Below are 14,358 nucleotides of genomic sequence, written 5' to 3'. Positions count from 1 at the left end.
GTGGCGGACGCGCCGCCGGACCCTCGGCCCCGGTCACGGGCCGGCACTACGCGCGCTTGCGGAAGCGACGCACGCCGAACACGCCGAACAGCAGCAGCGAGGCCCACAGGCCGCGCGTGCCGCCCTCGGGCTCGGCCACGCAGCCGCAGCCGTCGTCGTCGAGCTGGCACTGGCCGTCGACGCCGCCCGCGGTGTCGGGGCACTCGCCGTCGCTGGCCGAGTTGCCGCCGCAGTCCACCGGGCAGCTCTCGCGGCTCTCCGGCGGCTCGGTGCAGATGCCGTCACCGCACACGGCGCAGTCCTCGGGGCAGGACGTGACCGTCTCGCTCGGGTCGCACACGCCGTTGCCGCAGCTGCCCTCGGTCGGGTCGCCGCCGCAGTCCTCGGGGCAGTTCGTCCCGTTCTCCGGTTCCTGGCACTCGTTGTCGCCGCAGAAGCCGTCGTAGTCGCAGTCGTCCGGGCAGTTCATCGCGTCTTCCGGCGGCTCGCAGGCTTCGTCGTTGTCGCACGGGCCGCAGTCGTCCGGGCAGTTCTCCGGGGTCTCCGGCGGGTTCTGGCAGATGTCGTCGCCGCACACGCCGTCGTAGTCGCAGTCGTCCGGGCAGTTCTCCGCGTTCTCCGGCGGCTCGCAGGCGCCGTCGTTGTCGCACGGGTTCGGGCCGCAGTCGTCGGGGCAGTTCTCCGGCGTCTCGTTGGGGTCGCAGGTCCCGTTGCCGCAGGTCTCGTCGCACAGGACGCAGGTCGCCGAGTCGGAGTCGCAGGTCTCCCACTCTTGCACGACGCCGTCGCCGCAGTCCTCCGGATCGACCTGCAGCTCGACCGAGAACGGACCGACGCAGACCCGATTCTCGGCGGCATCGATCGCGCAGTACTGCCAGGTCAGGGTGTCGGTCTTGCTGCCGGCGTAGGGCACGACGAAGTTCACGCGCCACAGCGCCTCGCCGAACCAGATCGACGGGGCGATGAACTTCTTCGGGTCGTCGTCGGCCATCGTGACCAGCTCTTGCGGGTCGGCGAGGCCGAGCGCGAACTCCATGTACGGCAGCCGCCGGTTGTGCGCCGTCAGGGTCGCGCCGTCGCCGGTCAGGTTGAGGCTGGCGAGGCCGGTGTCGATCATGAAGTCGTGCCAGCGGACCGGGGTCTTGTAGTCGTCGACGCGCGCCTCGATGCCGGCGTCCTGGCCGAAGAACAGCAGGGTGCCGAGCTTGGCGGCGAAGCCGTCGTCGTAGATCCGCGGCTCCCGGGTGTCGACCGCGACGCCGTCGGTCGGGTCCTCGCGGCCGAACAGCACGAAGTTCGGCAGCGCCGCGTCGCGCGAGGCCAGCGCGACGTCCTCGCGCCGGTCGTGGTTGAAGTCGGCGAACTGCAGGCCGAAGGTCTGCGCCAGCTCGGGCACGATCGGGAACGCGGCGTCGAGCGGGACCGAGGCCGGCTCGACCGCGGTGCCGTTCTTGTTGAGGAACAGCCGCGAGTTCTTGTCGTTCGGGCCCAGGCGCAGGCCGGTGGCCACGAAGTCGGGGCGGCCGTCGTTGTTGAAGTCGAGGGTCGCGGCGTCGAAGTCGAGCTTGGCCGGGTTGTTGACGATCGCCCAGTAGCTGCCCTGGTTGTCGGTCGGGTAGTTGCCGATCCCGTTGTTGATCAGCACCGAGTTGCGCTTGGCGCAGTACTGCACGTTCATGATCTCGATGCAGTTGCCGCCCTGACCGACGCCGTCCTGCAGCGTGATGAGGTCGATGAAGCCGTCGCCGTTCAGGTCGGTCGGCGTGAACGCGGCGTTGACCTGCTTGGCGATGTTGACCTCGAGCGCGGGCACCGTCAGCTTGGTGAAGATGCCGGAGCCGTCGTTCTGCAGGCCGAAGCCGAAGCCGACGCCGCGGTTCGAGACCAGCACGTCGAGCGCGTAGTCGTTGTTGACGTCGACGAGCTCGATGTCGAACGAGTAGGACGACCAGGTCGCCATCCCCATCGGCAGGTTGGTGTCGCCGTTGTCGAAGGTGCCGTCGCCGTTGCCGAGCCACAGGTGCAGCGAGGCACCCTGGTCGACCGGGTCGCCGTACGGCTGGCTCGAGCCCCAGTCGGTGGCGACGATGTCGAGGTCGCCGTCGCCGTCGACGTCGCCCAGCTCGAGGTCGCCGATGCTCTTGTTGGCGCTCGCGGCGATGTCCTGGCGCGTGAACTCGTTGTTGCCCTCGTTGATGAGGGCGTAGCTCTGGCCGGTGTAGTTGACGCCGACCACGAGGTCGGCGTCGCCGTCGTTGTCGACGTCACCGGCCTTGATCACGTAGGCGTTGTCGGCGTCCTCGAACACCGCGTCGAGCTGGGTGAAACCGGGCTCCATGCCGTTGTTGATCAACAGCTGGTTGGGCTGGGCGCTCTGCGGGCCGCCGTTGGTGTCGCCGGAACAGTTGGCGAACACGATGTCGACGAAACCGTCGTTGTTGACGTCGACCAGCTCGAGCTTCTGCGTCACCAGGCCGGAGTCCGGCAGCTGCACGCCCGGATCGAGAGCCCACGGAGCCGCGTCCGCGAGCGACGGCATCAGCGCCGCCGTAAGGGCCGTCGCGACCTTGAGACTCCGGCAGAGGGGTTGAGACTTCGGCAGACGGACGAAACGCATGATGTTTGAACCTTCAATCGGGGGAACAAAGTCGAGGCAGACCCGACGGGGGCCGCCCACGACACGGCCCTGGAGCGCCGTAGCCAGCATAAGAAGGGTCTCGCGCCGCCGTCCAGTAAAAGTGAGTCCACGCGCGGTCTCGAGCCTCCGGCTTACACCCCCTGCGCAATGGGGAAACCGGACGCCGGGCCCTTGGAACAGGCGACGTCCGTGTGACGCATCGGCGGCTCCACCGCGACCACCTGTCTGCAAGAACAGGTGACTGCAGGCGCGCTGGGCGCTACGCACCTCCCGGACCTACACCCGCGGTCCGACGTCGCGGAGGTCTCAGATGCCGACGACGTCGCCGTGCTTGCGGACGACGTAGCCGAGGCTGAGGCTTGCGCGTCCGTAACCCGGCAGTTCGACCTTCCAGCGCACCATCCCGTTGCTGTCGGGTCGCGCCCGATCGCTGGTCGTCGCCGCGTCGACCTCGATCTTCACCTTCTCGAGCTCCGACACCGGCACCCGTTCGCTGACCTGCACCGTGCGCGGCTCGGGGCCGAGGTTGCTGAGCTTGACCTCGATCTTGTGGATCTGCGACGTCCAGCCCGACAGCATCGCCCGCTCCTCGCGCGCCTGCGTCACCGTCCGCTGCACCCGCACGGCCCCGTCCGGGCCCCAGCCGATGGCGAAGTTCTCGTGCGGCGCGATGAACAACACGCTGGTGCGACCGACGAAGCCGCCGTTTTTGATCAGGTCGACCGGGCCGGCGAGGATGGGTTGATGCAGGCGGTCGTTGACGTGGGTGGTCTTCAAGACCACCGCCTCGGCGAGCTCGGCCATCAACACGTGCTCGCTGGTGGTCTTGAGCGTGCCGCTCATCAGCGGCACGCGGTAGGGCCGACCGTCGCTCGGCACGCTGGCGCGGGCCGCCGCGCGCAGGGTCAACACCTCGCCGCCGTCGTCGATGCCGGGCAGGTCCTGCGAGCGCTGCTTCGGCGCCGCGCCGAGCCCGGTGGTCTGCACCTCCTGCTCGCGCGCCTCGACGACGATGACCTCGCTCTTGCGCTGGACGAACAGCACGTCGCTGCCGAGCTGCGGCGGCTCGGTGCCCAGCGACGGCCGCTCGGTCGAGAAGATCAGCTGGACGTCGCTCCAGTCCTCGCCGGTGTTCTGCCACACGCAGCCCTCGCTGCTGAAGTGCAGCACCGGGTCGGCGCCCTTGACCAACTCGACCAGCTGCGCGCGGTGGTACGGCCGCCAGCACGCGCCCGGCACCACGTAGTCGACCTGCACCCCGTAGGCGCCGGCGGCCGCGACCCACACCTCGACCACGACCTCGGCCCTGACCGCGTCGCTGACCTGCGAGGTCGCGCCGATGCGCTGGTTCAGCCGCTTGATCTCGTGCTCGACCTCGGTGATCTCGAAGTCGAGCTCCTGCCGCTTCTGCCGGGCCTCGCCCTCGCGCGCGGCCACCCGCGCCAGCGCCTCGGCCCACTTCGCCGGCTCGTCCTGGCCGTAGCAGACGTCGACGCCGATGTCCTGGATCGTGACCTCGCCGACCCCGGCCAGCGCGGTCTCGTGGCGCTGCGCCAGCTCGCGCGCGGCCTGCAGCTCGGCTAGCCTTTGGGACAGGCGCTCGCGCTCGCGCTGCAGCTCGCGCGCGCGCTCGGGCTTGTCGTCGCCGAGCACCAGCTTCGAGCGGCGCACCCGGACGTCGCTGACGCGCTCGCGCCCGCCCTCGCCGGACTTCTGGCCGTGCGGGACGATCGCCGCGCACAGGGTCTTGTCGGCCATGACCGGGGCGACGTCGGCGATCCGCAGGCGCGTGAGGCCGGCGCGCAGCTCGAGCGAGGCGCGGCGGACGACGTGGGCGCGGTCCTCGAGGACGGTGACCTCCACGATCGGGGCCTTGAACTCGACCGGGGCGATCGAGGGGATGGCGGGCTCGTGCTTGTCGATGACGGTGGACTCGGACATGACTCACTCCCGGCGGTTGCCGCCGACCAGTTCCTTCTTCCCGGAGATCCGGACCACGTAGGTCGCGCTGAGCTTCTTCTGCTGGCCGGCCGGCACCTGCACGCGCCAGCGGTAGCCGCCCTTGAGCTCGTAGTGCTCGGGCTCGAACGGCGCCCAGGCCGGCTCGACCGCGCCGACGTCGAGCTGGATCTCGTCCTCGCGCTCGCGCAGGCTCGGCAGCCGCTCCTGCACCTCGACGTCGACCGGCCGCGCCGAGCGGTTGGCGACCTCGACCTCGATGTCGTGGCGGAGCGACAGCGAGCCGCCCATCAGGCCGGCCGCCTCTTCCCTGTAGTGAGTGTTGCGCGAGACCTTGATCGCCTGCTCGACGCCGAGGCCGATCTGCACCTCGCCGCGCGGCGGGGCGACCTTGAGGTCGGCCGACAGCAAGTAGTCGCCGCCGACGTAGATGTCCGCCGGGCCAGGCAGCAGCGGCGCGTCGAGCGGGTTCTTCAGCTTGACGAAGCGGTACACGTCGGTGCTCTCGCGCGGCACCACCACGTAGCCGAGCTGGATCGGCGTCTGCTGCTTGAGCAGCGGGATCGAGTGGTAGTCGCCGTCGGACGGGATGTCGATCGGCGTCTCGGCGGCGTACACGTAGTCGAAGCCGAACCACGACTCGGCGAACCGGTGGCGCGGCGGCAGCCCGCGACCGCCCGCCTGCTGCGCCCGCGTCACCGCGCCGTCGATCAGCGAGACCACGTCGATCTCGCGCGTCACCTCGCGCACCCACAACATCTCGAGGTAGCGCTCGCGCCGGTGCGACAGCGTCAGCGCGCCGCGCCGGCTGGCCTCGGGGCCAGGCATGCGCAGGTCGCCGTAGGCCAGCTGCTCCGGCGCCGCCTCGTGCTCGGGCTCCTGCTCGGGGTGGGCCAGACCGCCGCGCGGCGCCCCGCCTCCCCCGCCCTCGGGCCCGCCGAACAGGCTGCCGACCGCGCCCGCCAGCGCCCCGCCGAAGCCGCTGCTCTTGCGCTCGCCCGCGAAGGTCATCATCTGCGGCGCCGCGGCCGACGGCGGCGGCGGCGGTGCGGGCGGCGGGGCCGAGCGCATCGGCGGCGCCGTCGGTCGCGCGGCGCCGAGCCGGTCCATCTGCGGGCCCCCCGGCGCCGGCGGTTGGTTGCGCGCCTGCTCGAGCTGCTGCCGCAACGACAGGAGCACCTCCGACTGCTTCGGGCTCACCGTCCCGCTCTGCGTCACCGTCCCCGGCATGTCGGCGGCCGCGCCGTCGATCTCGCCCGAGACCTCGTAGTCGGTCCACTCGTCGCTCGGCGCCGGCTCGGGCGTCGGCTTGCGCTGCCGCGGCCCGCCGCCGGCGAGGAAGCGATCGTAGTCGGCGTACAGCTCGCCCGCGCCGGCCGGCGGCGCTCGCCAGCCGCGGCGCTGCACGGGAGGTTGCCGACGACCGATCCGCAGCGCCTGCATCTCCGGCAGCTCGACCCATCGCTGGGCGTCCGCGGTCGCCAGAGTGAGGCGCACGCCGGTCCAGTCCTCGCCGGTGTCCTGGGCCACCACCGCCCGCACCGCCACGGTCGCCCGGGCCATGTCGCGGGTCAGGCTCACCGCGTAGGCCGGGGCCCAGCGGGCGCCGGGCACCATGTACTCGAGGATCACGCGCACCGGCGTCAGCGGCACCTCGTGCGCGCGCAGGCTGATGAGCGCCGCCTTGCGCAGCTCGTGCGGCTTGGCCTGGCGCGCCTTCGAGGCCGCCTTGCGCCGGGCCTCGAGGTGCTCGCGGCGCTCCTCGGCCTGGCGCTGCTCGCCGCGGAGCTGTTGCAGCTGCACGTCGAGCGTAGCGAGCTGCTGCTGCTGAAACTCGATCAGCGACAGCCTCGCGCTCGTCGGCGACTGCAGCGGCGGTTGCCCGCGCTTGTTGGCCGGGCGCTCGTACACCTGCAGCCGCTCGATGCGGGCCCGCTGGGCCTCGAGGTGCGCGCGGCGGTCGGCCAGCGAGCGGACCTCGCGGCGGGCCTGTTTGAGCTCGGCGTCGTCGGGCGGCGGCAGGGCCGGGTCGGGCACCGCCAGGTCGAGCGCGATCCGCAGGTCCAGCGCCACCGGCAGCTCGCCGCCCTCGCCCTCGACGCGCACCCGCACCGAGCCGTCGTCGAGGCTGAGCGGCAGACCGAGCAGCTTGACCTGCGGCGGCACCGGCTGCGCCGCCAGCAAGATCGCCGAGCGACAGACCAGCGCGCCCTGGCGATACACCGTGACCGAGTCGATCCGCGAGGTCAGGACGGGGACGTTCATACGCCGGCGGATTATGCCCGCGTCTCGGACGGCCAGCGCCGGCAAGCCGACGCCCCGCCCCGGGTCGCAGTAAATCGCCGTTTCACGCGGTTCCACGGGCGCCGCGAGCAATCGCCGCAGCGCGTCGTGACGCCTCCGCGCGCGGAGGCACGCGGGCGAGCGCGAGCCGCAGCGCGGCCGCGCTCGTCCGCGGGGCGATCACGCCGGCACGCGCCCGACGTTCTTGCGGTCGAAGAAGCGGTGGGCCGCGATCGCCTTGACGAACTGCTGCGCCACCTGCTGCGCGTCGGCCGGCTTGCGCGAGCCGAGCACACCTGGCTCTTTGAGCAGGTCGCTCTCCGACCCGCCGGGCGGCACGATCCCGCTGGCGAGCAGGACGTCGAGGCCGTCGCCGGTGGCCGCGAGCGGCTTGTAGTGGGCGAACGCCTCGGCGACGAAGTGGAGCGCCACGCCCTCCTTCTTCAGCGCCGCCGCGCTGTCGGCCCCGCCGGGCACGTAGACCGCGTCGTAGAACACCGACGCCGCGGTCTTGAGCGACTTCTGCGGCGCGAGCGGCTTGCCGTCGCTGCGCTTGACCGGGGCCATCGACGGCGCGATCACCTCGACCAGCGCGCCGCCGGCGGTGAGCGCCGCCTTGATCGCGTCGACCTGCGCGCCGTCGACCCCGTCGGCCACCAGCACCGCGATCTGGCGGGTCTGGATGGTGTCCTTGACGGTATTGGCCATGCTGAGCTCGGGCGCCTTGACGTTGTCGTAGTCCTGGCGCAGGCCCGGCGGCGACGTCACGCCGTACTTGGCCCACTCGGCCTTGAGGCGCTTCATCGCCGACGCGGGGTCGTCGACGGTGAGGCCGAGGTTCACGGCCACGCGCTCGGCCAGCTGCACGTCGACCTGGGTCAGCACGTCGACCATCCGTTTCCGCACCGCCACCGCGTTGACCATGCTGAGCTCGAAGCTGAACGCGTCGACGATGTGCTGCTTCTCGGGCTCCGACTGGTTGCGCCAGAACAGCTCGGCCTGGCCGAAGTGGTCGCCGAACCGCGGGCTGCGCTCGCGGACCTTCTTGCCCTCCACCTTCACCGGGTGGGTGTTGAAGCCCTTGGCGCCGGCCTGGAACGGGCAGCCCTTCGCCAGCGAGTTCGGCGAGTACGCGACCGGCCCCTTGTTGACCATGTGGCGCATGTGCCCGTCGCGCTGGTTGTTGACGATCGCGTTGTCCGGGCGGTTGATCGGCAGCTCGTGGAAGTTCGGGCTGCCGAGGCGGCTCAGCTGGGTGTCGAGGTACGAGAACAGCCGGCCCTGCAGCAGCGGGTCCTCGGAGAAGTCGATGCCCGGCACCATGTGCGACGGGCAGAACGCGACCTGCTCGGTCTCGGCGAAGAAGTTGTCGGGGTTGCGGTCGAGCACCAGGCGGCCGACCTTCTGCAGCGGCACCTGCTGCTCCGGCCACACCTTGGTCGCGTCGAGCACGTCGAACGGGAACTGGCCCTCCTCGCCCTCGGGGATGGTCTGGATGGCGAATTCCCACTCGGGGTACTGGCCGCGCTCGATCGCCTGCCACAGGTCGAGGCGGTGGTAGTCGGGGTTCTTGCCGCCGATCTTCTGCGCCTCGTCCCACACCACCGAGTGCACGCCGAGCTTCGGCTTCCAGTGGAACTTGACGAAGTGGGCCTTGCCGTCCTCGTCGATCAGGCGGTACGTGTTGACGCCGAAGCCCTCGATCATGCGCAGGCTGCGGGGGATCGCCCGATCCGACATCACCCACATCAACATGTGCATGCTCTCGGGGGTCAGCGACGCGAAGTCCCAGAACGTGTCGTGGGCCGACGCCGCCTGCGGGATCTCGTTGTCCTGCTCCGGCTTCACCGCGTGGATGACGTCGGGGAACTTGATCGCGTCCTGAATGAAGAAGACCGGGATGTTGTTGCCGACGAGGTCGAAGATGCCGTCCTCGGTGTAGAACTTGACCGCGAAGCCGCGCACGTCGCGGGCCAGGTCGGACGAGCCGCGCGAGCCGGCCACCGTCGAGAAGCGGACGAACACCTTCGTCTTCTGCCCGACCTTGCGCAGGAACTTGGCGCTCGTCAGCTTCTTCAGCGAGTTCGTCACCTCGAAGTAGCCGTGGGCTCCTTCGCCGCGGGCGTGGACCACCCGCTCGGGGATCCGCTCGTGGTCGAAGTGGAAGATCTTCTCGCGCAGGATGAAGTCTTCGAGCAGCGTCGGGCCGCGCGTGCCGCCCTTCAGCGAGTTGTTGTCGTCGCCGACGGCGACGCCCTGATTGGTCGTCAGGTCGGGGCAATTGCCGGGGCCACGCGGCGCCTCATCCTTCTCGTTGCGATCGTCCGTCGACATCTCGTCCTCCCTTGGGCCGTCGGTGTCAGCGACGCGACGGCCGCCCTCCTTAGCACCCTCGTCGATCGGTGCAACCGCGCCCGCCGCGAACGACGCCCGCCGACGCGTCCGCCGGGGCTCCGCGGGGCCGCGCGCAGTCGACCCCGGACCACCGCGACGTCCTGCGACCTGTCCTTCAGGACATCAACCGGCGGTGCCGGGGCCGAGGCACAGCGGCCGCGGCAGTTGCATGGTCAGGCAGTGCAGGCTGCCGCCCTGCTCGATGAGCGGCAGGCAGTCGACGCCGACCACCTCGCGCCCTGGAAATACCCCGGCGAGGCGCGACAGCGCCTCTGTGTCGGCCGGGTCGTCATAGGTGGGCACCAGCACCGCGCCGTCGATCACCAGGAAGTTGGCGTAGGTCGCGGGCAAGCGGCGCCCGCCGAGGCCGAAGCGCGGGCGCGGCCACGGCAGCGGCACCAACTCGTAGGGCTCCCCGCTCGGGGTGCGCAGCGCGGCCAGCTCGGCGGCCATCGCCTGCAGCTCCTCCCAGTGCGAGTCGGCGGTGTCGGTGCAGCTCTGGTACGCGATCGTGCGGGCGTCGCAGAAGCGGGCCAGGGTGTCGATGTGGCCGTCGGTGTCGTCGCCCTCGAGCCAGCCGCGGCGCAGCCACAGCACCCGGTGGGCGCCGAGGTGGCGGCGCAGCGCCGCCTCGATCGCCGGCGCGTCGAGCCCGCTGCGGTGGTCGGACAGCAGGCAGCGCTCGGTCGTGAGGATCGTGCCCTCGCCGTCCGACTCGACGCTGCCGCCCTCGAGCACCAGCGGCACGATCTCGAGCGGCGCGGCGGCGAAGGCCCCGAGCGCGTGCAGGCGCTGCGGGATCACGTCGTCGCGGCTCGCCGCGAACTTGTCGCCCCAGCCGTTGAACACGAAGTCGAGGACCCGCGGCGCCCCGTCGACCATCACCGTCAGCGGCCCGTGGTCGCGGGCCCAGGTGTCGTCGCTCGGCGCCGCGTGCAGCAGCGCGCGCGCGTCGTCGACCCCGGCGCGGCGCAGCAGCTCGCGCACGTGGGCGGCCAGCGCCGCGTCGTGGCACGCGATCACCGCCACCTCGCGCAGCGCGATCTGCCGCGCGATCTCGACGAACACCGGCTCGACCTGGCGCAGCGTCGGCCCCCAGTCGCTGTCCGCGTGCGGCCACGTCAGCAGCACCCCTGCCTGCGGCGCCCACTCGGCAGGCAGCACACGTGTCTCTTCAACCATGTCCCTTCGCCCCTGTCCCTTAAAACATGTCTCTTCGCTCAGGGCGCCGCCGCCGGCGCCGCCCGCAGCGCGATCACCTGCCGGACCGACAGCCCCGGCGAGTCGGGCACCACCAGCCGCAGCGGCCCCTCGCCCGGCGGCAGCCCGAGCGCGACGATCACGTCGTCGCGCCCCACCGTGGCCGCGTTCACCGTCTTCTTGTAGCCGTCGGCGCCGACCACCTCGACGTCGACCCCGGCCGGCACCCCTGCCGCCAGCAGCGCCTCGCGCAGGCGCGGCCCCGCGTAATGCTTGTCCCCGACCGTGACCTCCGTCTGCGGCAGCTCGGCCAGGCGAGCGGCCGGCAGCGACTCGGAGCGCGACGCCGTCTGGACCTCGAGCGCCCCGGCCGGCGCGGCGGAGCAGGCGGACACGGCGAGCGCGGCGGCGAGGACGAGCGACGGGCGGGGCATACCCGCGAGCATATCCGCGCCCCGTGCGGCCCACAAGGTGCAAGTCCGGCCGGGATCATCACCTGGTCTTGGGGACAGGTCGCCGCGCTTGTCGGTGCGGGGGCGGCGTGACACCCTGGCGCGGTGCGGCGGCTCGGGCGCATCCTCGCGGTGGAAGACCTGCTGTGGGCCGGTTGGCTGGCGGTCTTGCGGCCCGCCAGCGGCGGGTCGTTCCTCGAGGGCGGGTGGGTCAGCGGCTTCCTGGTGCTGGCGGCGGCGGGCTTCTGGGCCGCGGCGCTGCTCGGCGAACGCGGGCAGGCGCGGCGGACCGGCGGGCCGTTGCTGATGAGCCTGGGCCTGTGCGCGATCATGATCGACGCCGGCCTGAAGCAGGTCGGGGCGCCGATCGGGCTGCGGATGGCGCACACGATCGCGGTGGTCGTCCTCGGCGCGGGGGCGGCGTGGCAGCATCAGGCGACCCGCGGCGGGGCCTGGCTGGACGCGCCGCGGTGGCTGCGGCGGGCGCTGTCATGGCCGTTCGTGATGGTCCTGGCCGACATGTTCTCGGGGATGCTCGAGGCGCTGGCGGCCCCGAAGGCGTGGTCGAGCGGCTGGACGGGCGAACAATGCTTCTCGCTCGGGTTCGTGTTCCTGGTCGCGCTGCCGGTCGTCTTCGCGTTCTTCGTGGTCGCTCCGCGGACGACCGTATGTCCTGATGTTCATGTCACGACCGCCACATGGTCGCTGCGCTACCTGTGGGCGGTCGCGACCGCGTTGTTCGGGACCCTGGTGCTGGGGCCGCTGGTCGCCTAGTCGACGCGCTCGATCGCCGTGCAGTCGCTCGTCACCTGCGCCTTCTGCTTGCCCTGGATCGGCTGGTAGGTCGCCAGCAGCTCGCCGTCCTTGCCGAGCAAGAAGAGCTGTTCCGCGCCGCCGGTGATCGTCTCGCGGGCAGCGTTGAGCAGGAGGACCTTGCGCCCGCTGCCCGCCGCGGCACCGACCTCGACGGTGACGTCGTTGCCGCAGGCGTTGAAGATCGACACGTGGAACTCGGTGGCCGCGGACGACGGCGGCGCGCTCGTGGTGCTCGGCTTGTCACAACCGACGACACACAGCAGCAACACGGGGATGATCGGGGCCAGTCGCATGGGTAGATCCTCTCGCTGCACACTCTATCAATTCATGGCGCCGCGCGTACACCTGTCCTGCTGCGCCCGCCCACCGCGAGCCCCCTTGACGAGCGGCGCACGCCCGCGTCTCTTGAGCGGCATGCATTCGTTACGGACCGTCGTACCTCGTCTGTCGCTCCTTCTGTGTCTTCCGGTGGTCGCCTGCGGCGACTCGAGCGGCAACGTCACCGACTCGGGCCCCGGCACCACCGCAGGCCCCACCAGCACCGCCACCGATCCGTCCGCCACCGGCCCCACCACCGCGGGCCCCACCACCGATAGCCCGCCCACCTCGACCACCACGCTCGGCACCGACACCGCGACCGGCACCGAGACCTCGCCCGGCACCGACACCTCGCCCGGCACCGACACCTCGCCCGGCACCGACAGCACCGACGGCACCGTCACCGACACCAGCGCGACCCAGACCAACACCGGCACCGACACCGGCGACGGCCTCCTCGACATCAACCCCAAGGACGTCACCCTCGAGATCATCGACGGCGCGATCGTCACTCAGCCCTACACCGCCACCTACAACGGCGTCGACGTCACCGGCGACGTCGCGTGGAGCTACAACAAGCCCGAGATCGGCGAGATCCAGCTCAACGCCGAATTCGTGCCCACGGGCACCCTCGGCGGCACCGGCACCCTCAAGGCCACCTACCAGGCCTCCCAGGCCGAGACCTCCGTCTCCGTCAAGATCATCAAGAAGCTCGACCCCGGCGGTCTCGAGCCCGGGTGGGGCAACCCCGTCGGGCCCGACCCGTCGATGACGATCGTCTACCCCTACAACGAGACGGTCTTCCCGCTCAAGGTCGCCGCCCCGGTCGTCCAGTGGAACAACGTCCAGAACGGCGACCAGTACAAGCTGCACATCAGCGAGCAGTTCTACGACTACACCATCTACTTCACCACCAACACGCCGGCCCGTCACCTCATCGACGCCGCCGAGTGGATCGCCATCAGCGAGTCCGGTCAGGGCGCCCAGAGCGACCCGATCAGCTTCGAGCTGCAGCGCAAGAGCGGCAACAACGTCTACGAGGCGGTCAAGCAGACCTGGCGCATGGCCCAGGCGCGCCTGCCCGGCCGCGTCTACTACTGGGAGCTGCCAGGAGATTGTGGCGGCAACGCCAACGGCCGCGTCCTCAGCATCAAACCGCAGGAGGCCCAGGCCAACGAGTTCTTCCAGCCCGGCTTCTGCTGGGGCTGTCACACCGTCAGCCGCGACGGCCGTACCGTCGCCGCGGTCGCCGACAACGGCAACATCCCGTTCCCGACCTTCACCATCGACGTGTCGCAGGAGCCGAGCGTCTACGCCAACATCCAGCCCAACCCCGGCCTCGGCGGCACCTTCAGCGCCTTCAACCACGACGGCACCAAGCTGCTGCAGTCCAACGACCCGATCGACGCCATCAACTCCGTGCTGCGGGTGATCGACGCCATGAACGGGTCGATCCTCAACGCCAACGTGCTGCAGCCCGGCTGCGGCGAGCCGGCCTGGTCGCCCGACGGCCTCAAGATCGCCGCCACCTGCGGCTACGAGGACGCCGGCTGGACCTTCGACGCCAACCAGGCCAACCTCGTCGTCGCCGACGTCAACCCCGACGGCATCACCGTCTCCAACCAGAAGGTCATCGTACCCAAGGGCGGCGAGGCCGGTCGCCCGGCCTACCCGAACTTCTCGCCCGGCAACGAGTGGATCGTGTTCGGCCGCCCGACCCAGGGCTCGCGCTCGACCGGCAGCGGCAAGCTGTTCCTCGTCGGCACCGAGGGCAACGACCTCGTCACCCTCGAGAAGGCCAGCTCGGACAACAAGAGCTTCAACCCGACCTTCGCGCCCCTGCGCGCCGGCGGCTACTTCTGGGTCGTATTCATGTCTCGCCGCGACTACGGCAACACCCTGGTCGGCGCCAACCGCCAGCAGCTGTGGATCACCGCCATCAACGATCCGCCGAACGCCGGCGGCGATCCCTCCAACCCGCCGTTCTACGTCCGCGGCCAGGAGGACTGCGCCCTGTCCGAGAACGCCTACTTCGCCCCCGACCCCTGCATCGAGGAGCCCAACAAGGTGTGCGAGTCGGGCATCGACTGCTGCTCGGGCCACTGCATCCAGATGGGCGAGATCAAGGTCTGCGGCGAGAAGGGCCCCTGCTCCGAGGCCGGCAACGCCTGCGAGTCCGACGCCGACTGCTGCGAGCCCGGCACCCCGTGCGTCGACGGCTACTGCCAGCAGATCTTCCCGCAGTGACGTGATATGTCCTTCGGGACATATCACCTGAGCGACCGCCGGTGCGCCCCG

General features: G+C 70.9%; 9 protein-coding genes. 2 read left to right on the top strand and 7 right to left on the bottom strand.

Annotation, left to right across the window (positions count from 1 at the left end; translation table 11 throughout):
* Positions 1 to 46 precede the first annotated feature (46 nt).
* The 6 genes from OV079_RS46800 to OV079_RS46775 form a co-directional block, all read right to left on the bottom strand.
* Positions 47 to 2,539, bottom strand: a complete 2,493-nt coding sequence (locus OV079_RS46800) for an FG-GAP repeat domain-containing protein (protein WP_267776508.1) — start codon at positions 2,537 to 2,539, stop codon at positions 47 to 49.
* Between the two features lie 405 nt (positions 2,540 to 2,944).
* Positions 2,945 to 4,579, bottom strand: coding sequence for a mucoidy inhibitor MuiA family protein (locus tag OV079_RS46795; RefSeq protein WP_267776506.1), 1,635 nt, complete (start codon positions 4,577 to 4,579; stop codon positions 2,945 to 2,947).
* 3 nt (positions 4,580 to 4,582) lie between these two features.
* Positions 4,583 to 6,862, bottom strand: a complete 2,280-nt coding sequence (locus tag OV079_RS46790) for a mucoidy inhibitor MuiA family protein (protein WP_267776504.1) — start codon at positions 6,860 to 6,862, stop codon at positions 4,583 to 4,585.
* Positions 6,863 to 7,060: 198 nt separating this feature from the next.
* Positions 7,061 to 9,214, bottom strand: a complete 2,154-nt coding sequence (locus OV079_RS46785; protein WP_267776503.1) for a catalase — start codon at positions 9,212 to 9,214, stop codon at positions 7,061 to 7,063.
* 183 nt (positions 9,215 to 9,397) lie between these two features.
* A complete protein-coding gene (locus OV079_RS46780) occupies positions 9,398 to 10,456 on the bottom strand; it encodes an agmatine deiminase family protein (protein WP_420829457.1) in 1,059 nt (352 codons plus the stop codon).
* Positions 10,457 to 10,494: 38 nt separating this feature from the next.
* The gene (locus OV079_RS46775) at positions 10,495 to 10,908 is read right to left on the bottom strand and encodes a molybdopterin-dependent oxidoreductase (RefSeq protein WP_267776500.1); all 414 of its coding nucleotides are present in this window, start codon (positions 10,906 to 10,908) and stop codon (positions 10,495 to 10,497) included.
* Between the two features lie 123 nt (positions 10,909 to 11,031).
* Here OV079_RS46775 and OV079_RS46770 point away from each other — a divergent pair, with 123 nt between their 5' ends.
* Entirely contained in the window at positions 11,032 to 11,700 is a 669-nt protein-coding gene (locus OV079_RS46770; RefSeq protein ID WP_267776498.1) for a hypothetical protein, read from the top strand.
* Here OV079_RS46770 and OV079_RS46765 read toward each other — a convergent pair.
* Positions 11,697 to 12,035 carry a hypothetical protein gene (locus OV079_RS46765; RefSeq protein ID WP_267776497.1) on the bottom strand — a complete coding sequence of 113 codons (339 nt, stop codon included), beginning with the start codon at positions 12,033 to 12,035 and terminating at the stop codon, positions 11,697 to 11,699. The genes OV079_RS46770 and OV079_RS46765 overlap by 4 nt on opposite strands.
* Positions 12,036 to 12,156: 121 nt before the next feature.
* Between OV079_RS46765 and OV079_RS46760 the strand changes: the two genes are divergently transcribed.
* Positions 12,157 to 14,307 (top strand): hypothetical protein, encoded by a 2,151-nt coding sequence (locus OV079_RS46760; RefSeq protein ID WP_267776495.1) that lies wholly within the window; start codon positions 12,157 to 12,159, stop codon positions 14,305 to 14,307.
* Positions 14,308 to 14,358: the final 51 nt, after the last annotated feature.

Origin of the sequence: Nannocystis pusilla, assembly GCF_026626665.1 — a bacterium.
GTDB lineage: Bacteria > Myxococcota_A > Polyangia > Nannocystales > Nannocystaceae > Nannocystis > Nannocystis pusilla.
This window is presented reverse-complemented; position numbering and strand designations above follow the sequence as displayed.